The sequence below is a fragment of the Thermodesulfobacterium commune DSM 2178 genome (genome assembly GCF_000734015.1).
Taxonomy (GTDB): domain Bacteria; phylum Desulfobacterota; class Thermodesulfobacteria; order Thermodesulfobacteriales; family Thermodesulfobacteriaceae; genus Thermodesulfobacterium; species Thermodesulfobacterium commune.
On sequence record NZ_CP008796.1, the window covers coordinates 187371 to 213838 of the forward strand.

Genomic DNA, 26468 nt, shown 5'->3' on the forward strand with positions numbered 1-26468 from the left:
ATGAGGATTCCTTCTGTCAACGAAGTCAAGCAATGTTTAGCTCATCTTTATCCACAATATCCGTTGAGTTATTTTACTGAACCTGCTCGAAGGGTTACCGCTCTTATAAGGGAAAAATGGCAAAAAGGGGAACTAAAAGACCTTACTGAAGAAAGGTTGATAGACTTAGCCAAGCAGGTTTTTGAAGCTTATGAAAGACCTTCTTTGCAAAGGGTGATAAACGCTACCGGGGTAGTCATACATACCAACTTAGGACGAGCGCCTTTAGCCGAAAAGGCTATTCAAGAAATAGTAAAGGTTGCAAGATTTTATAGTAATTTAGAGTTTAATTTAGAAGAAGGGAAAAGAGGAAACAGATATGTCCATGTAGAAGAACTTCTTAAAGAGATTACAGGAGCTGAAGGTGCACTGGTAGTAAATAATAACGCTTCTGCCGTGCTGATTGCACTTAATACGTTAGCTTTTGGAAAAGAGGTTATCGTTTCGAGAGGAGAGCTGGTAGAGATCGGTGGGTCTTTTAGAGTGCCTGATGTGATGAAGTGGTCTGGTTGTATCTTGCGAGAAGTAGGAACCACCAATAAGACCCATCTTTATGACTATGAGAGGGCGATAAACGAAAATACCGGACTACTACTTAAGGTTCACAAAAGTAATTTTGCTATCATAGGGTTTACTAAAGAGGTTAGTTCAGAAGAGTTAGTGGCTTTAGGCAAAAAATATAATCTTCCGGTGATGGAAGATTTGGGAAGTGGATGTTTGATCGACCTTTCTAAATACGGCTATTCCAAAGAGCCTACGGTTAAAGAGGTATTAGCTGCAGGGGTTGATGTGGTTACTTTTTCAGGAGATAAACTTTTAGGTGGCCCGCAAGCCGGTATCATTCTTGGAAAAAAAGAGTTTATAGAAAAAATAAGAAAAAATCCTTTAAACCGTGCTCTAAGAATAGATAAGTTGACTTTAGCAGGTTTAGAAGCAACTCTAAGACTTTACCGTGATGAAACCTTAGCTATAGAGCATATACCTACGTTAAAAATGATCCTCACCCCTAAAGAAAAACTAAAAAAATCGTGTTTAAAGCTTGTTAGACAATTAAAAAAGATTGGTTTACAAGGTTTTACTTTTAAAATGATCGAAAGTTCAGGAAAAACAGGAGGAGGGTCTTTGCCTTTGTTAGACCTTCCTTCTTTTGTAGTAGGTGTTTATTCAGAGAAGTTTTCTCCTCAAAGGTTGCAGGAGTTTTTAAGAAAAAATAACCCTCCCATCATTACCAGGATAGAAGAAGATTTTTTGGTGATAGATCCAAGATGTCTTTTTCCAGAAGACTATCCTGAAATTTTAAGAGCTTTTCAGAGGTTTAAAAATGAGTTTGAGGGTTCCTCCTAACTGGTCTTGGTTTTTGCCTTATTTACAACAAAAATTTTCAGGTGAAAACTTACGCTCAGGAGATTTTTTTAGGTACTCAACTCCAGAGCTTTTTTTACACTATCCTAAAGAAAAACTTTTGCCACTTTTACTGATAGAAAGATATCTGTGGGAAAATGTTGACAGAAGTTTTTTTAAAAGTGAGATGTTAAGTTTAGTGCTTGAAAAAGAAAAGGTAAAAGGATATCTTTTTAGATGTCCTGAGACTTTTTTAGAAAACCTGGACGGATTTTCCTTTATAAGGATAGAAAAAAATCTGTTTTTTTATCCTATTGCTTGGGGAGGTTTGACCAAGCTTCTTTTTTCTCTTTGGAAAAAAGAAGTCCCTTTTATAGCGGTTGAGGTGGAACTGGAAACCTTAGAGGATTGTAAACAGTTTTTAGAGATACCTCAACGGTTAGACTTTAGTAGATTTAGCCTCTCAACCAAAGAACACCTACAGAATTATCTCCCTTTTGAGAATTTAAGGTTGGCTAACACTATAGAAGAAAGGTTTTTAACTGAAGGAGACTTTATCTTCTTAGCAGACAAAAAAGAGTCTATTTTAGAACTGCAGTTTAACGATGTAGAGATATTAGAAAGATTAGAAAATCAAGAAAGATTGTTGCTGGTAGGAAAAGGAATCCTTAGTTCCTTATTGGCTAATACACAGGGTTTGTTTAAGAACATAGGGGTTCTTACCAAAGAAGTCTGGGATTTCTATAGAGTTGAAGGTGCTTCGCCTTTGATGTATACTGTTTCTGCTCTAGAGCATGCAAGAAGGTTGAAAGGGGAAAACAAGGTAATTTTTGAGGGTTTTAGTTATCATGTGTTAGGAGACCTTTACTATGAATGGGAAGATTTAGGTAAAGCCTTGAAATACTATAACTTAGCCGAAAACTATACTAAACAACCGATAGAGCTTGCTTTAAGTAAGGGGGCTATCTACTATCTTTTAGGAGATTTTGATAAAGCAGAAAAGATATTAAAATCTCGTCTTTGTGGATGTGAGAAGGAAGACCCTACCATTCATTACAACCTGGGCTTGATCTATTATCAAAAAGGAGATTATGAAAAAGGAAGGTATCACTTTTACAAGGCCCATCTTTTGGAGCCAAAAAATCATGTTTTTAGAGAGGCTTTGGTAAAATTTTTATGGGATATAGGTGCTTATCAAGAGTTAGAAGAGGTTCTTTCAAACACAAACAAGTTAACTCTTAAAGAAGAGTTGTATTTAGGAAAGCTATTTTTTCAACAAAAGAAGTATGAACAAGCCTTTGATTTGTTAAAAAAGACTTTAAATCTTCCAGAAAGAGACGGAGAAACTCTAAGTTTCTTAGCCTGGCTTTATGTTTATTTTAACAAAGAAAAAGAGGTTTCTGAGCTGCTGAAACAAGAGGCTAAAAAATTACTTACTGAAAAAGAGAAAAAAAGATTGGCTGAAGAGTTTGGGATTAGTTTTACATGAGAATAACTATTTTAGGCTCTGGGACCGGATGGATAAGACTTGACCGAAACTCTCCAGGTTATCTGGTAGAAAAAGATGGTTTTTTACTGGTTCTTGACCTTGGTTATGGTGTATTAAAACAGATTTTAAAGCTTGGTTATAGTTTAGAAGACCTTTCAGCAATTTTTATTTCTCATTTTCATCCAGACCATCTTTCTGACCTTATTCCTTTCTTTTTTGCCAGCCGCTACAAGCTTGGTTATCGAAGGCTTCAACCGGTACATGTCTATGCACCAAAGGGGTTCTTAACCTTTCTTGAAAAATTAAATCAGGCCTTGAACCATTGGGTTGAACCCCCGAAAGAGATTTTTAGGTTGATTGAACTTCCGTTAACAGAAGGGTATGAATTTTCGATAGGACCTTTTAAAGCCAAGACCTCCCCGGTTAAACATAATCCTGAAAGTTTAGCCATTAGGTTAGAAACCCAGGGGAAAAGTCTGGTGTATTCTGGAGATACTGGTTTTTGTAGCTCTCTTATAAGGCTTGCTGAAAAAGCAGATGTTCTTATTTTAGAATGTGCTAATTCAGAAGATTTTAAGGTAGAGGGGCATCTTTCTCCTACAGAGGCAGGGGTTATCGCAGAAGAAAGTAGAGTAGGTAAACTTATCCTTTCTCATTTTTATCCTCATAGTGAAAAAAAAGAAATACCAGATATAATAAAAAAACATTTTTCAGGTGAGGTAATTTTAGCTGAAGATTTTATGGTTTTAACTTTATGACATCTCTTAAAATAATCTGGCAAAAAGGAAAAGAAGAAAACCCCCTTGCTGAAAGGATGAACCTTACTTATCTAAACCTGGAAAGAGCACTTATGACGTTAACCCCTATTTTACTTGAGATGGGGGTTAAGGTTGAGTTTGAGAAAGTGGAGGTAGAAGAAAGACCTAAGAACCTTAAAGATTGGCAAAAAAGGATTTTAATAGAGGATAAATTTATAGAGGACTTTTTAGACATAGAAACAAGACAAAGTTTTTGTTTGGGACTGTGTGGTAAAGTATGTGATGTGTTGTGTAAAGATAAGATTGAAGAAATCCCTGACCATCTTATTATTGCAGCGGTTTTTCACGTGGTAAGAGAAAAATTAGACAAAATGGAGGGTTAAAATGGAGGGTTTAGACCCTAAGATTCTAAATAAACTGAAGCAAAAGGTTCAGAAAGAACTTGCCTTAAAAGAGATAGAGACGATAGAATACTGGCTTAACGAACTTTTAAAGGTTTATCAGAAAAACCATCAAAGTTTAGCTGAGTTTAAGGCTGAAATCAGACAGTTTATAGATAGGATGAAAAATCGGTTAGAGATTTTAAAAACTAAAGGATATTAAAAGGAGCAGAAGATGAAATATATAAGCACAAGAGGAGGAATGGAAAAACTTTCTTTTAAGCAGACCGTGTTTGAGGGATTGGCTCCTGATGGTGGTTTGATCATCCCAGAGAAAGTCCCCACACTATCTCCTGAAGAGATAAAACATTTAAGTTCTCTTTCTTACCAAGAACTTGCTTTAAATGTGTTTAGGTACTTTATAGACGATATGCCAGAAGAAGAACTAAAAGAAATCATCGATAGATCTTATCAAACTTTCAGGACTAAAGAGGTTACTCCAGTAGTAAAAGCAGGAGACTTTTATATCTTAGAACTTTTCCATGGACCTACCTGGGCCTTTAAAGATGTAGCGTTGCAGTTTTTAGGAAATCTTTTTGAAAAGCTTTTGTTAGAAACAGGAAAAAAGATAAATATTTTAGGTGCTACTTCAGGAGATACCGGGTCTGCAGCTATATATGGGGTGAGGGGTAAGAAAAACATCGCTATTTTTATCCTCTATCCTTATAAAAGAGTTTCTGAAGTTCAGGCTTTAATGATGAATACTGTGACTGATGAAAATGTTTTTAACTTGGCAATAGAAGGTACCTTTGATGACTGTCAGGCAATAGTGAAAAAAATTTTTATGGACCTTGAATTTAAAAGAAAATACAGACTTACGGCGATTAACTCCATCAACTGGGCCAGGGTTATGGCTCAGATGGTTTATTACTTTTGGGCTTATTTTAGGGTTTGTGAAAAAGAAGGGGTAGAAAAGATAATTTTCTCTGTACCTACAGGAAACTTTGGGGATATTTTTGCTGGTTATTTAGTAAGAAGAATGTTAGGTAACGAAAGAATTCCTAAGCTAATCCTGGCTACCAATGAGAATGATATTTTATATAGGTTTGTAAATTTTGGGGATTATTCCTTAGGCACGGTAAAACCTACTATTAGCCCTTCTATGGATATTCAGGTAGCGAGTAATTTTGAACGCTACCTTTACTACCTTTTAGGAGAGGATCCTGAAAAAACTAAACAGGCTATGGAGAGGTTTGCTTCTGAAAAGGCTTTAAGGTTTGATCAAGAAATGATAGAAAGAATTCAACAAGATTTTATGTCTGACCGGGCTACAGAAGAGGAAATCCTTAGTACGATTAAGACTTTTTATCAAGAAACCGGGTATATTTTAGACCCACATACTGCTGTAGGGGTAAAAGCAGCTAAACGTTTTAAAGAGGATATACCTATAGTTTGCTTGGCTACCGCCCATCCTGCCAAATTTCCTGAAACAGTAAGCAAGGCCTTAGGTTTTGAGTTAGACCTTCCTCTTGAAATTAAAAAGCTTTATCAACTTCCTCAAAAATATGAGGTATTACCTGCTTCAATAAGTAAAGTAAAGGAATTTATTGAGACAAAGGCTGTTTAAAACCTATACACAATGAAGATAAATAAGCTTAAACTGTCTATTGTTTTAGGTTTGTTGAGTTTATTTCTTAGTTGGTATGCAGTAAAAAAGACATATTTTTTTAATGAGTTTTTAGGTTTTTTTCTTTCTCCTTTTTGGAAAGGTGCTACCTATTCTGGAGAAAAAAGCAGGGGTTTTTTAGAAAATTATCTATTTTTGGTAAACTTAAAAAAAGAAAATGAAAAACTTAAAGAAGAAATCTTACTTTTAAAAGCTCAATTGGCTCAATATCAAGAAAGAGAAAGGGTTTACTTAGAGTTAGAAAAATTTTATAAAATTTCCTCTAAGCTTAACTATCCTAAAATAGCCGCACGGGTTATTTATAAACCTTTCGACTACTTTTTTGACCTTATTTTTATAGACAAAGGGAGTAAGGATGGGGTGATGCCTCAGATGCCTGTGTTGGCTATTGCAGGTGGTGAGGCAGTGGCTTTGATAGGGCAGGTGGTTGAGGTGTATAACCATTGGAGTAAGGTTATTTTGATAAACCATCCTTCTTTTGCCGCAGATGTTAAGGTTTTAAGGACCGGAGACCGCGGTATTTTAAGAGGAAGGGCAGAATCTCATCCTTTTGTATATTATCTACCTTCAGATGCCCAGGTACAGGCAGGAGATGAGGTTATTACTTCAGGACAGGACGGTCTTTTCCCTCCAGACCTTTTGGTAGGACAGATAGTTAATGTATATCGAGACCCTGCTCAAAGTGTTTTTAAAATGGCTGAAATAGCTTCTTTGGTAGACCTTTATCGTGTTGATATGGTTTTTGTACTGGCTAAAATTCCTGAGATAAGTTTTTAAAGTTTGAGATGAATCTTATAGAATTTTTTTTTATAGGGATCCCTTTAGTTTTTGTGGTATTTTTTTTAAAAGGTTTTTTACAATCTTTTTTCTTGACTCCTGTAGGTAATCCTTTTTTGAGTATAGCCCTAATTTTTTTAAGCTATAGAAACGTTAATGTTTGCTTATGGGTGTACCTTTTAATTTTAGGCTTTATAAGTGGGATAGAAACCAACCAAGAGATTTTGAACGTAGCGGTTTTTTTTCTTATGGGATTAGTTTTTGATTGGTTTAAAGGATATTTAAACTTAAACAATATTAGAAATAAGCTGTTTTTTTGGGGTATTAACCTGTTAGTTTTTTTTATCATTAAGCTGTTTTTATTTCTTCTTTGGACCGTACCTTTTACCTTTGCTTTCAGTTTTTGGGCTCATCAGATTCAAAAGTTGTTTCACTTTTTTGTGGTTACCTTGGGATGGACTTTAGGGCTTGAATCTTTTCTTAAAGATCTGTTGATTAGAAAAAATGAATAATAGGTGGATGAAGAACAGAACCTTTGTAATTCAAGACTTAAGTAAAGTTAAGCAAAAAATTTTAAAATCTGATTTTTGGGAAAAAAGGGTTCTTTGGGCAAAAGTTTTGTTATTTTTTATCTTAGCGGTTCTTTGGAGTAGGTTTTTTTACTTACAGGTTATAAAACATTCATACTATGTTAAAAAAGCTAAGTCTCGTTCGGTAGTAACCTATACTATTAAAGCTCCGCGAGGTAACATCATCACCACAGATGGGGTAGTAGTAGCTACAAATAAAGCGGTTTTTAATCTATACATAGATGTAGAGGGTATTAAAGATAAAGAGGATGAAGTATTATATAAATTAAGTAAACTTTTAAAAGAAGATTTTGGAAGTCTAAAAGAGCGATTTTACCTTTTAAAAAAAACTTCAATAAGCCGAGTGCTTTTAAAGTCTGATTTACAATGGGATGAAGTGGCTAAAATTATGGTAAGGCTTTACTATTTACCTGGGGTAAGTATAGAAGTAGAGTCAGAGCGGTATTATCCCTATGGAGAAGCTTATTTTCATCTAATAGGTTATGTTTCTAAGATTAACCGAGAGGAGTATCTTAAACTTAAAGATAAAGGATATTCTGTAGAGGATTTGATAGGAAGGCAGGGGTTAGAAAAGGTTTTTGAGGAGGAACTTAAGGGTAAAAATGGATATGTTGAAATCGAAAGAGATGCCTATGGTAGGTTAGGAAGAGTGATTGCCCGTACCGAACCTATAGCTGGAAACGACCTTATTTTAACCATAAACCATAATCTTCAGCTCACAGCCTATGAATTGCTTAAAGGTAAACGAGGGGCCATCGTAGCTCTTTCTCCTTTTGACGGAGGTATTTTGGCGATGGTTAGTGCTCCCTCTGTTGACCCTCAGAAGTTTATTATAGGATTTACTAAGGAAGAATGGCAAGCTATCTCATCTGCTAAAGAAAGCCCTTTTTTAAATAAAGCTCTAAGGGCTTATCCTCCAGGTTCAACCTATAAGGTTATCACTGCTTTAACTGCACTCAGAAAAGGGGTGATAACCAACCCCAGTCAATCTGTTTTTTGTCCAGGATATTTTAATTTTGGTACCAGGACTTTTAAGTGTTGGGAACATCGAGGACACGGAACCGTAGGGTTGATAAAGGCTATAGCGGTTTCCTGCGATGTCTATTTTTATACCTTAGGAACTAAACTTGATGTAGACGATATAGCCAGTGTGTCTAAAGAATTTGGTTTAGGGCAAAAAGCCTTAGGTTGGCCAGAGGAAGACGCTGGACTTGTACCTGATAGGGCCTGGAAAAGGAAAAGACTAAAACAAGATTGGTTTCCAGGAGAGACTGTAGTTCTTTCAATAGGACAGGGATACATTTTAACTTCTCCGTTACAATTAGCTAAGCTTTATATGGTCATAGCCAACGGTGGATATCTATACCGACCTTATATAGTAAAAACCATCCAAAAAGTGGATGGGACTAAAATAGAATTTCAACCAGTTTTAGAAAAAAAGATAGAAATGACCCCTCAACACTTAGAATGGATAAGACAAGGTCTAATAGAGGTGGTCCGGTCTGGGACTGCTAAGTCAGCTGCGGTGCCAGGTATAATGGTAGCTGGTAAAACTGGTACTGCTCAGGTTGTTTCTTTGTCTGCTAAGACAAAACATCTTGAACATCACGCCTGGTTTGTAAGTTATGCAGGAAAGGGAACTCCAGAGATAGTTAGCACAATTTTTGTAGAACATGGAGGTAGTGGAGGAGGAGTTGCTGCACCTCTTGCAAGAGAACTTTACAAGGTATTTTTTAAAATTTCTACACCTCCTAACCAAGCTTTAGAAGAAGAGAGAGAGGAGATACCAGAAGTTGGAGAAAATTTTACCGGAGAAATAGTTAATCCTTTAGAGGAAGAAAATGCAGGTGAAAAAAGATAATTATAAAGAGGCCATAAAAAGAAATTTAAAGGGTTTTTTAGTGGTTTTATCATTATTTGTTCTAGGGAATATCCATCAGTTTTTTCTTGCTGAAAATGTAGCCTTTTTTATAAAAAATTTATTGTGGCATGTTCTAGGCCTTTCTATCTTTTTCTTTTTGCTTTTCTTTACAGATTATAAAAAGGTGTCTTTCAAAACACTTTGGTATGCTTATTGGTTTTTAAACTTAGTTTTGTTTGTCATGTTAATATTCCATAAGCGTTGGTTAAATTTAGGATTTTTGTCCTTACAACCTTCAGAGTTTGTTAAGTTTATTTTGTTGTGGTTGATAAGTCTATATTTAAGTAGAGAACCTTCTGAAGTAATCCCCCCCAAAAAACTACTTAAGATATTTGGGTTGATTGCTTTGCCCCTTATTTTAATCATGCCGACTGATCTTGACTATGCGTTTATCATGGGAGTGATGTTTTTTTCTTGGTTACTTTTTATTGGAATACCTAAAAGAATTTTTATACTGCTTTTGAGTGGTGTTCTTTTATTTTCTTTTTTGTTTGTTCCTATAGCATGGCAAAAATTAAAGCCTCACCAAAAAGGGAGAATTTATGGATATCTTGAACCTGAAAAGTATGCTAAAACATGGGGATATCAGTTAAACCAGTCTCTTATAGCTATAGGTTCTGGTGGTCTGACAGGACAAAAATTTTATAAAGGTTGGTCTACCCGTTTAGGATATTTACCTGCTAAGCATACCGACTTAGCCTTTGCTGTTTGGGCAGAAACTTGGGGTTTATTAGGGGTTTCAGTTTTTTTAGTGCTTTATGGTTATTTGATTTATTTCGGAATCTGTGTTTCTCAAACTACCAAAGACTGGTTTGGTAAATATTTAAGCTTAGGGGTAAGTTTAATTTTTTTATGGCAATTGTTTTTTAACTTAGGTGGTTGTTCAGGTTTATTACCCATGACTAGTATTCCTTTACCTTTTTTAAGTTACGGCGGTTCTATCACGGTTTCGGTCTATATTTTACTGTATTTGCTATTTAACGTGGCAATAAAAAAGTATTTCTTTAAATAATTTTATTTTTTGTAATGTTTTAAAACTTGACTTTTTGAAAATTTATAATACAAATGTAGCTTTAAGATGATTAAAAAAGTTTAGGTAAAGGAGTGGACGAAAGATGATAAACATTGATTTTACTCTTTTTGTTCAAATTGTTGAAGCTTTGATTATGACCTTTATTTTGTATTACATTTTGATTAAACCTGTGATGAATGCTATGCAACAGAGAGAACAACATTTTGCAAGCCTGGAAAAGGAGACACAAGCGCTTTTAAATTCAGCTTCCGAGATTATTAAAAAATATGAAGAAGAACTTGCTAAAGCCAGGGCAGAGGGAGCTCAGAAAAGAGAACTTTTAAAAGAAGAAGCTCGTAAAATCGAAAAGGAGCTTCTTTCTAAGGTGTTGAAAGAAGTAGAAGAATATAAAGCTAGATGGTCTCAAGAATTTACCAATCAACTTGAGGCTATTAGAAAAGATTTGCAAGGCCGTATTGAGATGTTTGCAAGTTTGATTGTTGAAAGAGTTTTAGGGAGGAAGGTATGATAAGGATGAAAGAGATAGTTAGTTTTTTGTTGATCCTTTTGTTAGCTGGAGTTGAGTTGGTTTGGGCGGCTGGGGGAGGAGAAGGTGGTTCTCATGGTGTAACTCCTACCCAGTTAAAAAATCTTTTTTGGTTTACCTTGAATTTTATAGCTTTGGTAGTCATTCTTTATAAGTTTGCTAGAAAGCCTGTAGTGAATATGTTTAAGTCTAGACAAGAGAATATATTGCGTCAGTATAATGAGCTTTTGGAAAAGAAAAGGGAAGCTGAGGCTAAATATTTAGAATTACAAGAAAAGGTTAAAAATCTTGAAAAAGAAGCGCAAGCTATCTATGAAAATTATGTAGCCCAGGGTCTTAAAGAAAAGGAAAGAATCATAGAGGAGGCCAATCTTCAGGCTGAAAGGATTAAGCAGCAGACAGAGCTTTATATTCAACAAGAGATAGAAAAGGCTAAAAACATGTTAAGAGAAGAGGTAGCCGAGGCTGCTGTTAAGTTAGCTGAAGATCTTTTAAGAAAAAGCATAACCGAAGAAGACCAGAAAAAGATTTATAAAGAATTTATAAACGAAATCAGAGGGAGGGTGGTTCATTGAAAGGACTAGTTATAGCCTTAAAGTATGCTAAAGGTTTTTTTGCTGCAGCAAAAGAGTTAGGTAAAACCAAGGAGTTTGGCGAGCAACTCGGAAAGATTAAAGAGTTGCTCGAGTCCATGCCTGAAGTTTTACAAGCTTTACAAAGCCCTATCTACCCTCCTGATTTAAAGATGGAGGTGGTAGAGGAGCTTTTAAAGGCGCTTCAGGTTGAGCCTGAGGTGGAAAGGTTTTTGAGGTTGTTGGTTGAAAAAAGAAGGATCCAGTTGATAAGAGAGATCTTTGCTCTTTATCAAGAGTTGTTAGATGAAGAACTTGGTATAGCGAGAGGGGAAGTTTATACTGCATATCCTTTAACTGAAGAAGAGGTTAAGGAATTGCAGGAAGTTTTGAAGGATTTCCTGAAAAAAGAAGTGGTTTTAGAGCCTAAGCTGGATGAAAGTATTATAGGTGGGGTTAAGGTAAAGGTAGGAGATTTGGTTTTAGATAGCACCATTAAAACTCAGTTGGAAAAATTTAAAGAAATCATAAAAGGAGAGGTGCTGTGATGCAGGGGATAAGGGTGGAGGAGATTAGTGATTTAATTAAAAAAAGAATTGAGGAGTACGAGAAAAAGATAGACTTAAACGAGATGGGTGTAGTTATTTCGGTGGGTGACGGTGTTGCTCGTGTCTTTGGTTTAAGAAATTGTCAGGCTATGGAGCTTATTGAGTTTGTAGAAGCAGGGGAAATGGGAATTGCTCTTAACTTAGAGTTTGACAACGTTGGTATTCCTATTATGGGTGATGCTACTAAGATTAAGGAAGGACAGACTGTAAAAAGAACGGGCAGAATTGCAGAGGTTCCGGTTGGGGAGGCGGTTATCGGAAGGGTGATAGACCCCTTAGGAAGACCACTTGATGGAAAGGGTCCTATACAAGCCAAAGAATTTAGAAGGATAGAGGTTAAAGCTCCAGGTATCATCAAGAGGAAACCAGTGCATGAACCCATGTATACCGGTATCAAAGCTATTGATGCTATGACCCCTGTTGGAAGGGGACAGAGAGAGCTTATCATCGGTGACAGACAAACAGGAAAAACGGCGATTGCTATAGATGCTATTTTAGCTCAAAAAGATTCGGATATTTATTGTATATATGTGGCTATAGGACAGAAAAAATCCAACATAGCTCAGATTATAGAAATCTTACGTAGATATGGGGCTATGGAATACACCACCGTGGTGGTAGCTTCTGCTTCTGATCCAGCTACTTTACAATACATTGCTCCTTATGCTGGTTGTGCCATCGGTGAATACTTCAGAGATACAGGTAGACATGCTTTAATCATATATGATGACCTTTCTAAGCAGGCTAATGCTTATCGTGAGGTCTCACTCCTTTTAAGAAGACCACCTGGACGTGAGGCTTATCCTGGTGACATCTTTTATAACCATTCCAGACTCTTAGAAAGAGCTGCTAAACTGAATGAGAACTATGGTGCAGGTTCTTTAACAGCCTTACCTATTATCGAAACCTTGCAAGGAGACGTTTCTGCCTATATTCCTACCAATGTTATTTCTATTACTGACGGACAAATCTATTTAGAACCTGGTTTGTTCTTTGCTGGTATTCGTCCGGCCATTAACGTAGGTCTTTCGGTTTCTCGAGTAGGTGGTGCTGCTCAAATTAAGGCTATGAAACAAGTTGCAGGAAGGCTAAGACTTGAGCTTGCTCAGTATAGAGAGTTGGCGGCTTTTGCTCAGTTTGGTTCAGAGCTTGATAAGGCTACTCAAAGGATTCTTCACAGAGGTGCCCGGTTGGTAGAGATTCTTAAACAACCTCAATATCAACCTCTTCCAGTAGAAAAACAGGTATGCATTCTTTTTGCTGGAACGAGGGGATTTTTAGATGAAATGCCTTTAGATGTTTTAGGACAGTACGAAAAAGAGCTGTATGAGTTTATTGAAAGTAAATACCCAGAAATTTATAAAGAAATAAGAGAGAAAAAAGAGATCTCTCCAGAGTTAGAACAAAAGATGATGCAAGTTTTTAAAGAGTTTAATGAATTGTTTAAGAAAAACAACAACATCGAGCCTGTTCCTATTCCATAAGGATGGAGGGTTTAGCTGGTTGATAGATAAAGGGGGTAAATATGCCTAACTTAAGGGATATAAGAAAGAAGATAGATGCGGTAAAGAAGATAGGGCAGATCACCAAAGCTATGAACATGGTGGCTTCTGCTAAGCTTCGTTCTATCCAAAGAAGACTTGAGGGTTTTCGTCCCTATAAAAACAAATTTGAAGAAGTAATAACTAACCTTATAAGCTCTGGTGGTATTAACCCCCAGAAAATAGAACTGCTTCAGGTAAGAGAGGTAAAAAAGGTTGGTATTATTTTAGTTACTGCCGATAGAGGGCTTTGTGGTGCGTTTAACTCTATGTTGATAAAAGAAACTGAAAAGATGTTAGCCAAATTTAAAAAAGAAGGTAAAGAAGTAGAGTTAATCTGTGTAGGTAAGAAAGGTGCAAATTATTTTGCCAAAAGGGCACCTATCAAAGAAGCTTATACAGATGTGATGGGTAAAGTGCTTATTCAAGATGCAAGAAAGATAGCTCGTTCGGCTATGAGAGCATTTTTAAATGGTGAGTGGGACGAAGTTTATGTTGTATATGGTTACTTTGTGAACCTTATAAAACAAATTCCTAAAGTAGAAAAGCTTTTACCTTTAAGTTTTGAACCAAAAGAAGCTGAAGAAAAGCCTAAGGTTAGCTATTCTTATATTTATGAACCAGAAGAAGAAGAACTTTTGCCCGAGATTTTGCCTCTTTATGTAAACACGGTAGTTTTTGCGGCTATGCTTGAGACGGCAGTCAGTGAACAAGCAGCTCGTATGACAGCTATGGACAATGCTAACAGGGCTTGTGGGGATATGGTAAGGCAATTAACCTTGCTTTTCAACAAAACCAGACAAGCTTCTATTACTAAAGAGTTGATGGACATAGTTGGTGGTGCTGAAGCTATCAAAAAAGGTTAACAAATATTAAAAGCTTTTAGGGGGTTAAAGTATGGCTGAAAAAGTAATAGGAAAGATAGTTCAGGTTATGGGTCCGGTTGTAGACGTTGAGTTCCCTCCGGGACAGGTTCCTAAACTGCTTGATGCATTAAGGGTGACCAACCCAGCTATAGATGATAGAGAGTGGAACTTAGTTTTAGAAGTAGCTCAACAGTTAGGAGATAATGTTGTTCGTTGTATTGCTATGGATACTACCGACGGGCTGAGAAGAGGACAAGAAGTTTGGGCAACCGGAGAGCCTATTAAAGTGCCTGTAGGTAAGGCAACTCTTGGAAGGATTATGAATGTAGTAGGTGATCCTGTGGATGAAGCAGGTCCGATTATTTCTGATAAATATTATCCTATTCACAGACCAGCTCCAGCTCTTACAGAACAAGACGTTACCATCAAGGTTTTGGAAACAGGTATTAAAGTGTTTGACCTTCTCATTCCTTTCCCTCGTGGTGGAAAGATGGGTACATTTGGTGGAGCAGGTGTGGGCAAGACAGTCGTCATGATGGAAATGATCCATAACATCGCTATGGAACACGGTGGTATTTCTGTTTTCTGTGGTGTTGGAGAAAGGACCCGTGAAGGTAACGACCTTTATTTAGAGATGAAACATTCTGGAGTTATCGATAAAGCTGCATTGGTTTATGGTCAGATGAACGAGCCTCCTGGAGCACGTGCGAGAGTAGGTCTTACAGGGGTTACTGTAGCTGAATATTTTAGAGATGAAGAAGGACAGGACGTGCTTTTGTTTATCGATAACATCTTCCGTTTTACCCAAGCAGGTTCTGAGGTTTCTGCTATTCTTGGAAGAATTCCTTCTGCAGTGGGTTATCAACCTACTTTGGCTACAGACTTGGGAGCTTTACAAGAGAGGATTACCTCTACCAGTAAAGGTTCTATTACCTCTGTGCAGTGTGTTTACGTGCCAGCAGACGACTTGACAGACCCAGCACCAGCTACTACCTTCGCTCATCTTGATGGTACGGTGGTTTTGTCCAGACAAATTGCAGAGCTTGGTATCTATCCTGCGGTGGACCCATTAGATTCTCAGTCTCGTATTCTTGATCCTAATGTTTTAGGTTGGGAACACTATATGGTTGCTCGTCAAGTACAACAGGTCTTACAGAGATATAAAGACCTTCAAGACATCATAGCCATCCTTGGCGTTGAAGAACTTTCTGAAGAAGATAAAATCATCGTTGCTCGTGCTAGAAAAATACAAAGGTTTCTTTCTCAGCCTTTCCACGTGGCAGAACAGTTTACAGGTACTCCTGGAAGATATGTAAAACTTGAAGATACCATCAAAGGTTTTAAAGAGATATTAGAAGGAAAACATGACGACCTTCCAGAACAAGCTTTTTATATGGTTGGAACTATAGAAGAAGCAGTAGAAAAAGCTAAGAAGTTACTGGAGGGTTAACGGAGGGATAAATGGCTAAGATTTTACTTGAAATAATAACCCCAGATAGAGTGGTGGTAAGCGAAGAAGTAGACATTGTTACCGCTCCAGGGGTAGTTGGAGAGTTTGGAGTTTTAGCTAACCATGCCCCTATGATAGCGGCGGTGAAGATAGGTCCTCTTCGTTATCGTGTAGGAGATAGAGAAGAATGGGTGGCTATAAGCGGAGGTTTTTGTGAGGTATTTAATAACAAGATAACCTTTTTAGTAGAATCAGCCGAAAGAGCTTACGAAATAGACGTAGAAAGGGCGTTAAGAGCTAAAGAAAGAGCAGAAAAAAGGATTCAACAATATATGGCTCAGGCGGAGAAAATTGATTATGCCAGGGCAAGAGCTGCTCTTCAAAGAGCTTTGACCAGACTTTTGGTAGCAGAAAAAGGAAAAACAGGCGTTCCTCGATAAAAATTTAGACAACTCTATCAATTGAGGCCCCTGAAAACGGTAGGGGCCTCAATTTTTAAAAATTGCAAAAGTCAACATTTCGTGAATTAATTCGCTCTCTTAGAAAGTCTTATACTAGAGAATGTTTACAAAGGTTAAGTCTTATTATTTGCAAACACATAGAAAAATTATCTTTTTATCAAAAAACTCAAAAAATTGTTTACTACTATCCAAAAGACGGTGAAGTGTCTCTTCTTTATTTGATAGGAAAAGGTTTTTTAGAAAAAAAGGTCTATTTACCTAAAACCTGGGTTCAACAAAAAAAACTAACCTTTCATCAAGTTTACAGTTTTTCTGATTTAAGACCAGGACCCTTTGGTTTGTTAGAACCACCGGTTGAACATCCTAAAATAGAATGGGAAGAGATAGAATTGATCTTTGTTCCTGGTTTAGCCTTTGATTTGAAAGGAGGTAGGATAGGTTATGGAGGAGGTTTTTATGACCGGGTTTTGTTTCAAGTAAAAGGTAAAAAAATAGGGGTTGCTTTTTCCTTTCAAGTTTTCAACAAACTTCCTTTAGAACCTCATGATTGTAAGGTAGATTTTTTGGTTACTGAAAAGGGGGTTTTGGTATGCAGTCCTTAAAAGAGGTTTTAAAGAGAAATTATGCAATTTTGCTAGACAACCTACAAAAAGCTTGCTTAAAAGCTGGTAGGTCAATGGATTCAATTCGAGTTCTAGGTGCCTCTAAAGGTCAAAGTCCAGAGAAAATAAAGATTGCTTATGAACTTGGTATAAAACTTTTTGGAGAAAACTATGTACAGGAAGGGGAGAAAAAGATCAAAGAACTTTCTTTCTTAAATATAGAATGGCATTTTATAGGAAGGCTTCAAACTAACAAAGTAAAAAAAGCTTTAAACCTTTTTTCGGTTTTACAGACCTTAGATCGTTATGACTTGGCTAAAGAAATACAAAAACAGGCTGAGAAATTAAACAAATCAGTCCCAGTGCTTATAGAAATAAATATAGGGGAGGAACCAACCAAAGCAGGGATAACCAAAGGTGAGATAGAGGATTTTTTAGAAAAAATAAGTAATTTTAACAGAATTAAAATAATAGGTCTTATGTGTTTACCTCCTTATAAAGAAAATCCCGAAGAAGTGAGGCCTTATTTTGTAGAAATGAGAAAACTTTTTGAAAGGTTGAAACCTTATTTAGGAAGTGAATTTAGAGAGCTTTCTATGGGAACCAGTCATGACTATACCGTAGCTGTAGAAGAAGGAGCTACTATCATTAGAATAGGAGAAGCTCTTTTTGGTAAAAGAGAGCGTAACCCCTAAGAAAACCTTTTTCCCTGAAAAGAATTCTAAGCTTTTCTTGTTGGCATCAGGATTTTCTTTAGGTCTTTTTTTAGGTTTTTTAGGGATTCCCTGGTGGCTACCTTCTTTAGGTTTGATGCTTTTTTTGGGTTTTTGTTGTTTTTTGTCTAAAGAAAAGAGGTCGTTTAATCTTCTCTTATTCAGTTTTATTCTTATTGGTTCGTTAATTTTTAGCAAAAATTATTGGGAATCTCGTTTAACTTTAAAAGAAGGCAAAGAGTTTAAAAGTTATGTAAGTATAGAAAAGGTGGAACCCTATTTTGGAGGTTATTTTGTCGAAGCCTATGATAAAGAAAGAGGAAGGGTTGTGTTTAAAACCGATAGTTTATATTTTATTCCTGGTCAAGAGTGTCTTTTTTGGTTCAAACCTAAAAATATACAGGAGTATTCCCTTCCATTCTTTTTTCAGAAGGAATTAAGATTAAAAGCCAAGGGATACAAAGAGGAAGTATTTTTTATAAAAGAAAAAGGTTGGGTATGTAGGGATCCTAAGGGTTTTCAAGTAGAGGCTTTAAGGTTTAAACTTTTTCAGTTTTCAGAAAGACTTGACCAAGAGGCCAAAGGTCTTTTTCAAGCTTTGGTTTTAGGAGTAGAAACTAACCTTCCAGAGGAAGTTAAAGAAAGATTAAAAGATCAAGGACTTTACCATCTTTTAGCTATCTCAGGTTTTAATTTAGCTGTGATGTTTTGGTTATTTTACTGTTTTAGCTTTTGGTTGCTTGGTTTTACTCCTGCGGTAAAATGGGGATATCCTTTACAAAATTTAGCTTATATAACAGCCCTTCCAGCAGCCTTTTCTATTCTTGTCTTTTCTGGTTTTTGCCCTTCAGCCTATAGAGCTTTTTTATTTCTTTCTGTTTACGTATTTTCTCGATTGTTTTTTCGAAGAACCTCAGGTTTAATCATCCTATTTATTACCGTAGGAGTTCTTCTTATTTTACAACCTTACTTGATAGGTAACTTTTCGTTTTTACTTTCTTTTATGGCTACTTTAGGCTTGATTTTAGGTGATAGGTTTTATAGGTTTTATTTTTTTGACTTTTTAAATAGAGTCTTATTCTCTGATAGGTGGTACCATCAGTTTTTAAACTGGATAATTTATTCTTCTTGGATTTCTGTGGTAGTAAGTATATTACTTATGCCTTTTATCTTTGCCATAAACGGAAAATTTCCTGTATGGACGGTTTTTAACAATCTATTAGCAGGTGTTTTTTGGAGTTTTATTTTTATCCCTGGATGCATCTTAGTAGCTTTTATTTCTTTTATTTTACCAGACATAGCCTTAGGTTTAGGTAATTTTATAGGAAAAATTTTTTGTTTATATAACTACTTACCTTTTTGGGAAGGCTATCTCAATATAAACTTACCTTTAAACCTTTTTTGTTGGTTATGGTTAAGCTTTATTATTTTTATAGGTATTGTCTGGTATTTTGGTTCTAAAAAGGTTTCTCTGATTTGTTTGTTAAGTTTTTCATTATTTGTGATAGTTGTTGATATTCTGTACAAAAGAGCAAGTTACTTTCTTGTTTTAGATGTAGGAAGAGCAAATGCCATGGTTTTTAAGTCTAAAGATAAGCATATCATGATAGATACAGGGCCCAATTTTGATACTAACTCTTCAGCGAGTGAAGGGTTTAATTGGACGAAGTTTTATTTAGAGCCTACTTTAAGAAAACTTGGGATTTCAAGAATAGAACTGTTAATAATCTCTCATCCTGACCTTGACCACAGCGGAGGGTTTAACACCCTGAAAAAAAATTTTTTGATAAAAAGAGAAGTTACTGGAAAGTTTAACTCACAAGACTGGGAAAAGGTAAATCTACTTTATCCTTTAGAAGAGATTTCTTCTCCTCAGAGTTTAAAAATAGGAGAGACAGAAGTTTTTCTTTTCCCTGGAGCTGAATCTTACGAAGATCTTAACCGAGAAAGTGTGGTTGTAGTTTTAGAACACGGAGGTTTGACCATTTTTTGCCCTGGCGATATAGACGTAGAGCGGTTTTATAGGTTAAAAGAAGAGGGTAGGGTTTTTCCAGCTGAGGTGCTGATTTCTCCTCATCATGGTTCAAAAAAGGGGATAAATCAGGAGGTTTTAAGTTGGCTAAAACCTAAAGTGGTTTTAACGTCAGGTAGAGGACCTTATCATCCACACCCAGAAGTTAAATTATTACTTGAAACACAAGGTATTCCTCATTTTTCTACTGCGGAAGAAGGAACTCTTTATGTTTTTCCAAAAGATGATTATTTTATATTATGTTTAGAAAAAACAAGAAGAACAAATTTTGAGGTTAAGATGTTTTTCCCTCTAATTCCGTACTATATAAGTCATGATTCTTGTAAAACCTTTAGTTATCATAGATATGGGGAATTAAACTAAAACTTCAGGAGAAGGTTATGGTATCTAAAAGTTACGAAACTTTTGAACATGGAGCAGACATAGGGATAAGAGGTTATGGAAAGACCTTAGAAGAGGCTTTTTCTAATTTGATAAAGGCCCTTTTTAGCTTGATTGGAGAAGAAGTAGACTTTAATAAAGTAGCAGCTGATCAAAGGGTAGGGATAGAGGTAGAGGCAGATTTTTTAGAGGAACTGGTGGTGATTTTTATCAATAAAGTGTTAAGTTTGTTTGCTTTAGAAAATATCTTTTTTAAAGAATTTAAAGGTAAAATATGGGAAAGTGATCAGAGAGTAAGGTTAGAGGGGACGTTATTAGGAGAAAAATATTCTCCAGAAAAGTTTGGGTATGGGGTTGAGGTAAAAGGAGCTACTTTTACTTTAGCTAAGGTAGAGAAAAATGGTGATCTTTGGGTAGCTCAATGTGTGGTAGATGTATGAATCTTGATAAAAATTTAGTTAAAGGGATGATGTATGGCTAAAATACTTATTGTAGGAAGACCTAATGTAGGTAAATCTACGCTTTTTAATACTCTTATCGGGGAAAAAAAGGCTATAGTTGAACGAACCCCTGGTGTTACCCGAGACTTGGTAGAAGGATATCTTGAGTTAAAAGAAGGAAAAGGAGTAAAATTAATTGATACAGGGGGTATAGAATGGGGGGGGAAGGAGTTTTTTAGTGAAGTTATCAAAAAGTTGGTAGACCAGGCTTTGGAAGAAGCAGATTTAGTTCTTTTTGTTGTGGATGCTAAACAGGGATTGACTGAAGGAGACAAGGTTATCGCGGAATATTTGAGAAAAAAAGATAAAAAGATTTTGTTAGTAATAAACAAAGTAGAAGCCAAGGAAGATCAAGAGAGGGTTTTTGAATTTTATTCTTTAGGTTTTCCAGAGATTATTTCTATTTCTGCTAAAAACAAAAAAAATATTACTGAATTAAAAAATTTAATAGAAAGGCAGTTAGAAGGATCTATAGAAGAAATACCTCAAGAAGAGCCAATAAAGATAGCGATTCTTGGAAGACCAAATGTAGGGAAAAGTACGCTTATCAACCGTTTGGTAGGATATGAAAGGGTAATTGTATCTGAAATTCCTGGGACTACGAGAGATTGTGTAGATGTAAGGTTAAGTTTACCTACTGGAGAAAGTGTTTTGTTGATAGACACTCCAGGAATAAGAAGGAGAACCAGATTAGAAGAGAGAGTAGAAAAATTTGCTGTAGATAAGGCTTTACATACTATCGAAAAAGTAGATGTGGTACTTATGATGATTACTGCAGAGGAAGGAATAACCAACCAAGACCAGCGTTTGTTAAGACAGGTATATAAGCATCACAAAGCGTGTATCCTTTTAGTAAATAAATGGGACCTTTTTGATAAAAAGAGAGAGGCTGGAAATCTGGTTTTAGAAAATATAAAATATGGAGTAAGGTTTATGCCTTGGCTTCCTATTCTTACCATTTCAGCCAAAACCGGAAGAAGAGTAAAGGAAATTTGGAGTGTTTTAAAGGAGGTAATGGAACAATATAGTTTAAGGGTAAACACTGCTCAGGTGAATAAACTTTTGGAATACCTAAAGGAGAATCATAATTTTTCGATAAAAGGGAAAAAGCTTAAATTTTATTATGCTACTCAAACAGACATCAAGCCTCCTACCTTTGTAGTTTTTATCAATTTTGACCCAGAAGAGGTGCCTAAAAGCATAGAAAAGTTTATCAGAAACAGTTTTCAAAAACATCTGAACTTTGATAAAGTTCCTATTAAAGTGGTTTTTAGGCTAAGGAGTTGAGTTGGTAGAGGAGATAGGTTGGACTTGGGAGGTTTCTTTAGGTGGTTGGTAATGTATGACTAAGCTTATCCTTCTGTTTCTTGGGTCAGAGGGATTATCTTTTATTAAAGGGAAGTTGTCTGCATATCCTACTACTTCTTTTATTTTTTCTGGAGGTACTCCGTTTTTTTCTAACTCTAACATGGCTGAAAGGGCTCTGGCAGTAGAGAGTTCCCAGTTTCCTAATTTTCCTCTTCTTGAAGGGACAGCGTCTGTATGTCCTTCTATGGTTATGGTTCCAGAAATGTCTTTTAACTCCTGGGCTAAGGTTTGTAAGATAGCCTTAGCAGTAGGAGTTAACTCAGCACTACCGCTCTGGAATAAAGGTTGATTGGTAAGTTCTACAATTTCTATACGGATGATTTTTTCTTTTTCTGAAATCTCTTGAGTTTCTATTAAGATATGTTCTTTAAGAGACTTTAGTCTTGTTTCTACGATTTTTTTTATCTTTTCTTCTTCTTTTTTTAGGTCAAACTTGGCCTCAGGCATAATTCCACTATATTCACTTTTTAATGTGCCTTTTCGGTAATACTCCATAAGCATACTTACACCAGCCTTTTCAAAAATGTTAAACTTTCTAAAATAGGCTGCAACCTGAGCCTTCTGTTTTGGTTCCATGATACTTACTAGCCACATCAAAAGAAAAAAAGTCATCATCCCTGCTAAAAAGTCTGCATAGGCAACCTTCCAGGAACCTCCGTGATGCCCTCCGACTATTTTTTTAACCTTTTTGATGATTATAGGAGGAGTGGTCATGGTTTATTTGTTATTTTTTACCTTTCATAAGGTTTTCAAGTTCTTCAAAAGATGGTCTTATATGAGGGGATATGGATCTCCTGGCAAATTCAACCGCTATTTGAGGGGCTCCACCTCCTATAAAATAAACGATAGCGGTTTTGATGACGTTAAGATATTCTTTTTCTTGATTGCAAAAAAACTCCAATTTTTGGACAAGAGGGGTTAAAAATCCATAACAGGTTAAGATACCGATAAACGTACCTGCAAGCGCTATAGAAAGATGATGACCCAAAACTTCAGGTGGCTCATCAATCTTTCCCATCGTTAAGATTATACCTAAAACTGCAGCCACCAAACCTAAACCTGGCATAGAGTCTGCAAGTTTTTCAAGACGGTGTACCGGTTCTAAATTCTCATGGTGGATGATTTCTATCTCATTTTCTAAAAGGGCTTCTAACTCAAAATGTGTGATGTTGGTGGTTAAAATAGAACGAAAAGTGTTTCTAATAAAGTCTAAGGCGTGATGATTAGCAAGAACCTTAGGATAGCTTGAAAAGATTTTACTTGCCTCTGGGTTTTCAATGTCCTGCTCGATCGAGATTAAACCTTCTTTTTTTATCTTTCTAAAAATATCGTTTAAAAGAAGTAGTAGGTCTATAAAATCTTGTTTTCCATAAATTTGGGGTTTAGTAAGCGCTTTGATAGAATATTGGATAGCCCCTTTTAAAGCAGGTTGGGTTGAAGCTGCTAATAAGGCTCCTCCTGCTGCCCCAAAGATGATTAACCATTCGACCGGTTGTATAAGAACTGAAAAGTTACCATGTTCTAAGGCATAACCACCAAATACACATATTATAACTACAATAAAACCTACTATAGAAGGCATTTAGATTTCCCTCATCTCTCTGATGATTTCTCTTTCCTTTTGTAGAATAAAAAAACCTATCTTTTCTCTGATGTCTTTGGTTAGGTTGACAAACTCCACAGCGACTTCAAACTTACCCTCTACAGGTTTACATCTGACTACCTTGCCATAAAGATAAAAACCTACAGGCTGATAAAGGTCTAATACTGTTTTTATTTCTACAAAATCGTTTATCTCAAAAGGTTCTTGGCTAATAAATCTTAGACCTTTTTCACTTAAGTTTACTTTTTTATAAGGGAGTTTGTTAAATCCTTCTTTTTCTCGAGACATAAGGTTGATTAAATAATCAAGCTTTGCATTAATTAACTTTAACCAAGAATTTAACGCTTCATCTATGGTATCTTTAACAGGAATGTAGGAAAAAACAGAAGTATCTCCTACCACATGAGCTATTCTGTTTTCTATCTCAGAGGGGTCTAACTTTGTCACTTCTAATGGAATTACTACATCTATTCTTACGGCTTCTCTGCCCATAAATCCTCTGAAAAGATTTTATAAAATAAATCGGAAAGATTTCAAAAAACTTTAAAAATCCCCCTTTTGGGGACCAAATTTTTTTAATTTTGAAATTATATAGTTAATTTTTAGGGTTGACAAGACGGAAAAATTAGTATAATAGTTTATTTAAAAATCAAAAATAAAATTTTAGGAGGTGACCTTATGCATCATCAAATTTATGTGGTAGGGCACAAAAAACCTGATACTGATTCTGTGGCTTCTGCTATAGTGTTTGCTTATCTTTTAAACGCTTGGAAAAAAGCAGGCTGTAAAATCATGAAGGTAGAAAAGGAAGCCGTGCCTGTCATTCAGGGAGAACCTAATGCAGAAACAAAGTTTGTCTTAGAAAAATTTGGGATAGCAGTGCCTGAGATTATGACGGATGGAGAAGGCAAGACTATTGCTCTAATAGATCACTCTGATAAGGTTCAAAGTGTTGATAACATAGACAAGGCAGAAATAGTAGCCGTGGTTGATCATCACAAAATAGGAGATGTAACCACCCCTAATCCAATATTTTTTGTTAACTTCCCGGTAGGTTGTACTGCTACTGTTTTGAAATTTCTTTTTGATAAAACCGGTGTTGAAATTCCTAAAGAAATGGCTGGTCTTATGCTTGCAGCCATTTTAAGTGATACTGTTGTTTTTAAGTCTGCTACCACCACCGAGGCTGACAAAGAAGCAGCTGAAGCTTTAGCCAAGATCGCTGGGATAGAAGATATCGTAAGCTTCGGTGTAGAAGTAAAGTCCAAACTTTCTGATGTCTCTGGAATGTCTGCCAAAGACATCATCATGAGAGACTTCAAAGACTACAACATGAGTGGTAAAAAAGTGGGAGTAGGACAGATCGAGTTGATTGATTTAAAGACTATAGAACATAGGTTTGATGAAATCTATGATGAGCTTAACAAGATTAAGGTCGAAGGGGCTTATCATTCTGTGGTGTTGATGTTAACAGACATCATGAAGGAAGGTACTGAGTTGATGGTTATCACAGACGAACCAAAGATCATTGAGATTACTTTTGGGAAGAAATTAGAAGGAAAAAGCGTGTGGTTACCAGGTGTTATGAGTAGAAAGAAAGAAGTGGTACCACCTTTAGAAAAAACTTTTGCTAACCTCTAAGATAAGACCGAGGGGAGGGGGTCTTCCCTCCCTTATTCTATTTTTAAGCTAATGTCTACCGCTCTAACCGAATGGGTTAAACTCCCAGATGAGAGATAATCAACCTCAAGTTTGGCAAAATACTCAATGTTATCTAAATTAATTCCTCCCGAGACCTCTATTTTAAGGTTAGGGTTGTATTGCTTGATAAGATCTTTTGCTTTCTGGACATTTTCTGGGGTAAAGTTATCTAAAAGAACTACATCTATAGGTGCTTTGGCTTTCAGTAAAAACTCTAACTCTTCTAAAGATTTTACCTCTATTTCTACTTTTAGGTAATGAGGTAAAGTTTTAAGTACTTGAGGTATTTTTTCTATTCCTCCTAAAACTTTGATATGATTATCCTTTATGAGGATACCATCAGAAAGAGAAAAACGATGATTTTCTCCCCCTCCTACCTTAACCGCATATTTTTGTAGAACCTTTAAGCCAGGAAGGGTTTTTCTCGTATCAAGCAGAATTGTTTTATATGGGCTAAGTTTTTTTACCATCTTTCGGGTATAAGTGGCAATCCCAGAAAGATGTTGAAAAAGGTTGAGAACTACCCTTTCTGCTTTTAGTATACTTTTTACCCTTCCTTCTACTACTCCTATTTTAGTATAAGGTTCTACTTCTTGACCATCTTGGTAGTGCCAAAAGGTTTTTATTTCTGGGTCGATAAATGCAAACCCTTCTTCTACCACCAACGTACCACATACTACCATAGGTTCTTTGGCTAAAAAATAAGCTTTTACTATAGGGTTTTCTTTTATAACCAATTCTGTGGTTAAATCATAAAAAGGAATATCCTCTTCAAAAGCTTTAGCTAAAAGATTTTTAATTTTCCATTTCTCAAGCATTTTTTGCTTAATCCTCTGGAAAAATTAAATAAAAGTCTTAATTTTTATCATAACTTAAAATGGTAAGATGTAAAGTGTGCTAATTTTTGGAGGTGATCTTATATGGAAGAGATTAAAGAAAAGGAACAAAGTCTAGAAGAAAGAGAACAAAATTTAAAAGAAAATCTTGAAACACAAGAAGAGACTAAAACTAAAGAGGAAGAAGAAATTAAATACTGGAAGGATTTAGCTTTAAGATATGCAGCTGAAATAGAAAATCTTAAAAAAAGTCTTAAAAGAGAAAAAGAAGAATATTATAAATTTGCCTTAGAAAACTTTTTTAAAGAGATCTTACCTGCTATAGATAATTTAGAAAGAGCCTTAGAGGCTTTTTCTACCACGCAAAATATAGAGGCTTTAAAACAAGGGGTTGAGTTAACTTTTAAATATTTAGTTTCTACCCTTGAAAAATTTGGGCTAAAGCAAGTAGTCCCAGCTGTAGGAGAACCTTTTCATCCTCTTTATCATGAAGCTCTTTCTACAGAGGTTCATCCGGAAGTTCCTTCTGGAGCTATCACCAAAGTATATCAAAAAGGTTATACCTTACATGATAGGTTAATAAGACCAGCTTTAGTTTGTGTGTGTATGGGGAAAAAGGAAGAACAAAAAACTACTGAAGAAAGACCAGAAGAAACAGAAGAAGAAAATATAGTGGAAAACGAATAAAAAATT

The 26468-nt window shown here is 35.8% G+C and carries 28 protein-coding genes; 24 read left to right on the forward strand and 4 right to left on the reverse strand.

What is annotated here, in order from left to right; all coding sequences use genetic code 11:
• From selA to der, 22 genes are all read left to right on the forward strand, one after another.
• The gene (selA, locus tag HL41_RS00985; protein ID WP_038063329.1) at positions 1-1383 is read left to right on the forward strand and encodes an L-seryl-tRNA(Sec) selenium transferase; all 1383 of its coding nucleotides are present in this window, start codon (positions 1-3) and stop codon (positions 1381-1383) included.
• Positions 1361-2869, forward strand: coding sequence for a tetratricopeptide repeat protein (locus HL41_RS00990; RefSeq protein ID WP_038063332.1), 1509 nt, complete (start codon positions 1361-1363; stop codon positions 2867-2869). The genes selA and HL41_RS00990 overlap by 23 nt, the downstream gene beginning before the upstream one ends.
• Complete coding sequence (locus HL41_RS00995) at positions 2866-3627, forward strand: MBL fold metallo-hydrolase (protein ID WP_038063335.1); 762 nt, start codon at positions 2866-2868, stop codon at positions 3625-3627. The genes HL41_RS00990 and HL41_RS00995 overlap by 4 nt, the downstream gene beginning before the upstream one ends.
• Positions 3624-4010: a DUF2703 domain-containing protein gene (locus tag HL41_RS01000; RefSeq protein WP_038063338.1), complete on the forward strand. Its 387-nt coding sequence runs from the start codon at positions 3624-3626 to the stop codon at positions 4008-4010. The genes HL41_RS00995 and HL41_RS01000 overlap by 4 nt, the downstream gene beginning before the upstream one ends.
• Position 4011: 1 nt before the next feature.
• Complete coding sequence (locus HL41_RS01005) at positions 4012-4230, forward strand: hypothetical protein (protein WP_038063341.1); 219 nt, start codon at positions 4012-4014, stop codon at positions 4228-4230.
• 12 nt (positions 4231-4242) lie between these two features.
• The gene (thrC, locus tag HL41_RS01010; protein ID WP_038063344.1) at positions 4243-5634 is read left to right on the forward strand and encodes a threonine synthase; all 1392 of its coding nucleotides are present in this window, start codon (positions 4243-4245) and stop codon (positions 5632-5634) included.
• A 12-nt stretch (positions 5635-5646) separates the two neighbouring features.
• Positions 5647-6471: a rod shape-determining protein MreC gene (gene mreC, locus HL41_RS01015; RefSeq protein ID WP_038063346.1), complete on the forward strand. Its 825-nt coding sequence runs from the start codon at positions 5647-5649 to the stop codon at positions 6469-6471.
• 8 nt (positions 6472-6479) lie between these two features.
• Entirely contained in the window at positions 6480-6983 is a 504-nt protein-coding gene (locus HL41_RS01020) for a hypothetical protein (RefSeq protein ID WP_038063349.1), read from the forward strand.
• Positions 6984-6990: 7 nt separating this feature from the next.
• Positions 6991-8922, forward strand: a complete 1932-nt coding sequence (gene mrdA, locus HL41_RS01025; protein ID WP_051754408.1) for a penicillin-binding protein 2 — start codon at positions 6991-6993, stop codon at positions 8920-8922.
• Positions 8903-9994, forward strand: a complete 1092-nt coding sequence (locus tag HL41_RS01030) for an FtsW/RodA/SpoVE family cell cycle protein (RefSeq protein WP_038063351.1) — start codon at positions 8903-8905, stop codon at positions 9992-9994. Before mrdA ends, HL41_RS01030 begins: the two co-directional genes overlap by 20 nt.
• A gap of 103 nt (positions 9995-10097) precedes the next feature.
• Positions 10098-10523: an ATP synthase F0 subunit B gene (locus HL41_RS01035; RefSeq protein ID WP_038063353.1), complete on the forward strand. Its 426-nt coding sequence runs from the start codon at positions 10098-10100 to the stop codon at positions 10521-10523.
• Entirely contained in the window at positions 10520-11116 is a 597-nt protein-coding gene (atpF, locus tag HL41_RS01040) for a F0F1 ATP synthase subunit B (protein WP_038063356.1), read from the forward strand. Before HL41_RS01035 ends, atpF begins: the two co-directional genes overlap by 4 nt.
• Positions 11113-11661 carry an ATP synthase F1 subunit delta gene (gene atpH, locus HL41_RS01045; protein ID WP_038063358.1) on the forward strand — a complete coding sequence of 183 codons (549 nt, stop codon included), beginning with the start codon at positions 11113-11115 and terminating at the stop codon, positions 11659-11661. The genes atpF and atpH overlap by 4 nt, the downstream gene beginning before the upstream one ends.
• Positions 11661-13205 carry a F0F1 ATP synthase subunit alpha gene (atpA, locus tag HL41_RS01050; protein ID WP_038063362.1) on the forward strand — a complete coding sequence of 515 codons (1545 nt, stop codon included), beginning with the start codon at positions 11661-11663 and terminating at the stop codon, positions 13203-13205. The genes atpH and atpA overlap by 1 nt, the downstream gene beginning before the upstream one ends.
• 41 nt (positions 13206-13246) lie before the next feature.
• Complete coding sequence (gene atpG / locus HL41_RS01055) at positions 13247-14128, forward strand: ATP synthase F1 subunit gamma (protein ID WP_038063365.1); 882 nt, start codon at positions 13247-13249, stop codon at positions 14126-14128.
• 31 nt (positions 14129-14159) lie between these two features.
• The gene (gene atpD / locus HL41_RS01060; protein ID WP_038063368.1) at positions 14160-15578 is read left to right on the forward strand and encodes a F0F1 ATP synthase subunit beta; all 1419 of its coding nucleotides are present in this window, start codon (positions 14160-14162) and stop codon (positions 15576-15578) included.
• An 11-nt stretch (positions 15579-15589) separates the two neighbouring features.
• Complete coding sequence (locus HL41_RS01065; protein ID WP_038063371.1) at positions 15590-16018, forward strand: F0F1 ATP synthase subunit epsilon; 429 nt, start codon at positions 15590-15592, stop codon at positions 16016-16018.
• A 62-nt stretch (positions 16019-16080) separates the two neighbouring features.
• Positions 16081-16641: a 5-formyltetrahydrofolate cyclo-ligase gene (locus tag HL41_RS01070; protein ID WP_038063374.1), complete on the forward strand. Its 561-nt coding sequence runs from the start codon at positions 16081-16083 to the stop codon at positions 16639-16641.
• Positions 16629-17336, forward strand: coding sequence for a YggS family pyridoxal phosphate-dependent enzyme (locus HL41_RS01075; RefSeq protein WP_038063377.1), 708 nt, complete (start codon positions 16629-16631; stop codon positions 17334-17336). The genes HL41_RS01070 and HL41_RS01075 overlap by 13 nt, the downstream gene beginning before the upstream one ends.
• Positions 17311-19749 carry a DNA internalization-related competence protein ComEC/Rec2 gene (locus HL41_RS01080; RefSeq protein WP_038063380.1) on the forward strand — a complete coding sequence of 813 codons (2439 nt, stop codon included), beginning with the start codon at positions 17311-17313 and terminating at the stop codon, positions 19747-19749. Before HL41_RS01075 ends, HL41_RS01080 begins: the two co-directional genes overlap by 26 nt.
• 17 nt (positions 19750-19766) lie before the next feature.
• The gene (locus tag HL41_RS01085) at positions 19767-20207 is read left to right on the forward strand and encodes an archease (protein WP_038063383.1); all 441 of its coding nucleotides are present in this window, start codon (positions 19767-19769) and stop codon (positions 20205-20207) included.
• A gap of 33 nt (positions 20208-20240) precedes the next feature.
• Positions 20241-21554: a ribosome biogenesis GTPase Der gene (der, locus tag HL41_RS01090; protein WP_038063384.1), complete on the forward strand. Its 1314-nt coding sequence runs from the start codon at positions 20241-20243 to the stop codon at positions 21552-21554.
• On the opposite strand, the gene HL41_RS01095 is transcribed toward der, so the two are convergent.
• Genes HL41_RS01095 through HL41_RS01105 form a run of 3 tightly spaced genes read right to left on the reverse strand, consistent with a single transcriptional unit; the run spans position 21543 to position 23730 of the window.
• Entirely contained in the window at positions 21543-22349 is an 807-nt protein-coding gene (locus HL41_RS01095) for an OmpA family protein (RefSeq protein WP_051754409.1), read from the reverse strand. The two genes, der and HL41_RS01095, sit on opposite strands and share 12 nt — an antisense overlap.
• A gap of 10 nt (positions 22350-22359) precedes the next feature.
• The gene (gene motA / locus HL41_RS01100) at positions 22360-23217 is read right to left on the reverse strand and encodes a flagellar motor stator protein MotA (protein WP_038063387.1); all 858 of its coding nucleotides are present in this window, start codon (positions 23215-23217) and stop codon (positions 22360-22362) included.
• Positions 23218-23730 carry a PilZ domain-containing protein gene (locus tag HL41_RS01105; protein ID WP_038063390.1) on the reverse strand — a complete coding sequence of 171 codons (513 nt, stop codon included), beginning with the start codon at positions 23728-23730 and terminating at the stop codon, positions 23218-23220.
• A gap of 186 nt (positions 23731-23916) precedes the next feature.
• Here HL41_RS01105 and HL41_RS01110 point away from each other — a divergent pair, with 186 nt between their 5' ends.
• A complete protein-coding gene (locus tag HL41_RS01110) occupies positions 23917-24879 on the forward strand; it encodes a manganese-dependent inorganic pyrophosphatase (protein WP_038063393.1) in 963 nt (320 codons plus the stop codon).
• Positions 24880-24911: 32 nt separating this feature from the next.
• Here the strand turns inward: HL41_RS01110 and nadC are convergent, their stop codons facing one another.
• Positions 24912-25757, reverse strand: a complete 846-nt coding sequence (nadC, locus tag HL41_RS01115) for a carboxylating nicotinate-nucleotide diphosphorylase (protein WP_038063396.1) — start codon at positions 25755-25757, stop codon at positions 24912-24914.
• A gap of 102 nt (positions 25758-25859) precedes the next feature.
• Between nadC and grpE the strand changes: the two genes are divergently transcribed.
• The gene (grpE, locus tag HL41_RS01120; protein ID WP_038063399.1) at positions 25860-26462 is read left to right on the forward strand and encodes a nucleotide exchange factor GrpE; all 603 of its coding nucleotides are present in this window, start codon (positions 25860-25862) and stop codon (positions 26460-26462) included.
• The last annotated feature ends 6 nt before the right edge of the window (positions 26463-26468 follow it).

What these genes read in the sequence shown, in the direction of transcription:
- selA (WP_038063329.1), top strand. Translation starts at nt 1, where the DNA reads ATGAGGATTCCTTCTGTCAACGAAGTCAAGCAATGTTTAGCTCATCTT.
- HL41_RS00990 (WP_038063332.1), top strand. Translation starts at nt 1,361, where the DNA reads ATGAGTTTGAGGGTTCCTCCTAACTGGTCTTGGTTTTTGCCTTATTTA.
- HL41_RS00995 (WP_038063335.1), top strand. Translation starts at nt 2,866, where the DNA reads ATGAGAATAACTATTTTAGGCTCTGGGACCGGATGGATAAGACTTGAC.
- HL41_RS01000 (WP_038063338.1), top strand. Translation starts at nt 3,624, where the DNA reads ATGACATCTCTTAAAATAATCTGGCAAAAAGGAAAAGAAGAAAACCCC.
- HL41_RS01005 (WP_038063341.1), top strand. Translation starts at nt 4,012, where the DNA reads ATGGAGGGTTTAGACCCTAAGATTCTAAATAAACTGAAGCAAAAGGTT.
- thrC (WP_038063344.1), top strand. Translation starts at nt 4,243, where the DNA reads ATGAAATATATAAGCACAAGAGGAGGAATGGAAAAACTTTCTTTTAAG.
- mreC (WP_038063346.1), top strand. Translation starts at nt 5,647, where the DNA reads ATGAAGATAAATAAGCTTAAACTGTCTATTGTTTTAGGTTTGTTGAGT.
- HL41_RS01020 (WP_038063349.1), top strand. Translation starts at nt 6,480, where the DNA reads ATGAATCTTATAGAATTTTTTTTTATAGGGATCCCTTTAGTTTTTGTG.
- mrdA (WP_051754408.1), top strand. Translation starts at nt 6,991, where the DNA reads ATGAAGAACAGAACCTTTGTAATTCAAGACTTAAGTAAAGTTAAGCAA.
- HL41_RS01030 (WP_038063351.1), top strand. Translation starts at nt 8,903, where the DNA reads ATGCAGGTGAAAAAAGATAATTATAAAGAGGCCATAAAAAGAAATTTA.
- HL41_RS01035 (WP_038063353.1), top strand. Translation starts at nt 10,098, where the DNA reads ATGATAAACATTGATTTTACTCTTTTTGTTCAAATTGTTGAAGCTTTG.
- atpF (WP_038063356.1), top strand. Translation starts at nt 10,520, where the DNA reads ATGATAAGGATGAAAGAGATAGTTAGTTTTTTGTTGATCCTTTTGTTA.
- atpA (WP_038063362.1), top strand. Translation starts at nt 11,661, where the DNA reads ATGCAGGGGATAAGGGTGGAGGAGATTAGTGATTTAATTAAAAAAAGA.
- atpG (WP_038063365.1), top strand. Translation starts at nt 13,247, where the DNA reads ATGCCTAACTTAAGGGATATAAGAAAGAAGATAGATGCGGTAAAGAAG.
- atpD (WP_038063368.1), top strand. Translation starts at nt 14,160, where the DNA reads ATGGCTGAAAAAGTAATAGGAAAGATAGTTCAGGTTATGGGTCCGGTT.
- HL41_RS01065 (WP_038063371.1), top strand. Translation starts at nt 15,590, where the DNA reads ATGGCTAAGATTTTACTTGAAATAATAACCCCAGATAGAGTGGTGGTA.
- HL41_RS01075 (WP_038063377.1), top strand. Translation starts at nt 16,629, where the DNA reads ATGCAGTCCTTAAAAGAGGTTTTAAAGAGAAATTATGCAATTTTGCTA.
- HL41_RS01085 (WP_038063383.1), top strand. Translation starts at nt 19,767, where the DNA reads ATGGTATCTAAAAGTTACGAAACTTTTGAACATGGAGCAGACATAGGG.
- der (WP_038063384.1), top strand. Translation starts at nt 20,241, where the DNA reads ATGGCTAAAATACTTATTGTAGGAAGACCTAATGTAGGTAAATCTACG.
- HL41_RS01095 (WP_051754409.1), bottom strand. Translation starts at nt 22,349, where the DNA reads ATGACCACTCCTCCTATAATCATCAAAAAGGTTAAAAAAATAGTCGGA.
- motA (WP_038063387.1), bottom strand. Translation starts at nt 23,217, where the DNA reads ATGCCTTCTATAGTAGGTTTTATTGTAGTTATAATATGTGTATTTGGT.
- HL41_RS01105 (WP_038063390.1), bottom strand. Translation starts at nt 23,730, where the DNA reads ATGGGCAGAGAAGCCGTAAGAATAGATGTAGTAATTCCATTAGAAGTG.
- HL41_RS01110 (WP_038063393.1), top strand. Translation starts at nt 23,917, where the DNA reads ATGCATCATCAAATTTATGTGGTAGGGCACAAAAAACCTGATACTGAT.
- nadC (WP_038063396.1), bottom strand. Translation starts at nt 25,757, where the DNA reads ATGCTTGAGAAATGGAAAATTAAAAATCTTTTAGCTAAAGCTTTTGAA.
- grpE (WP_038063399.1), top strand. Translation starts at nt 25,860, where the DNA reads ATGGAAGAGATTAAAGAAAAGGAACAAAGTCTAGAAGAAAGAGAACAA.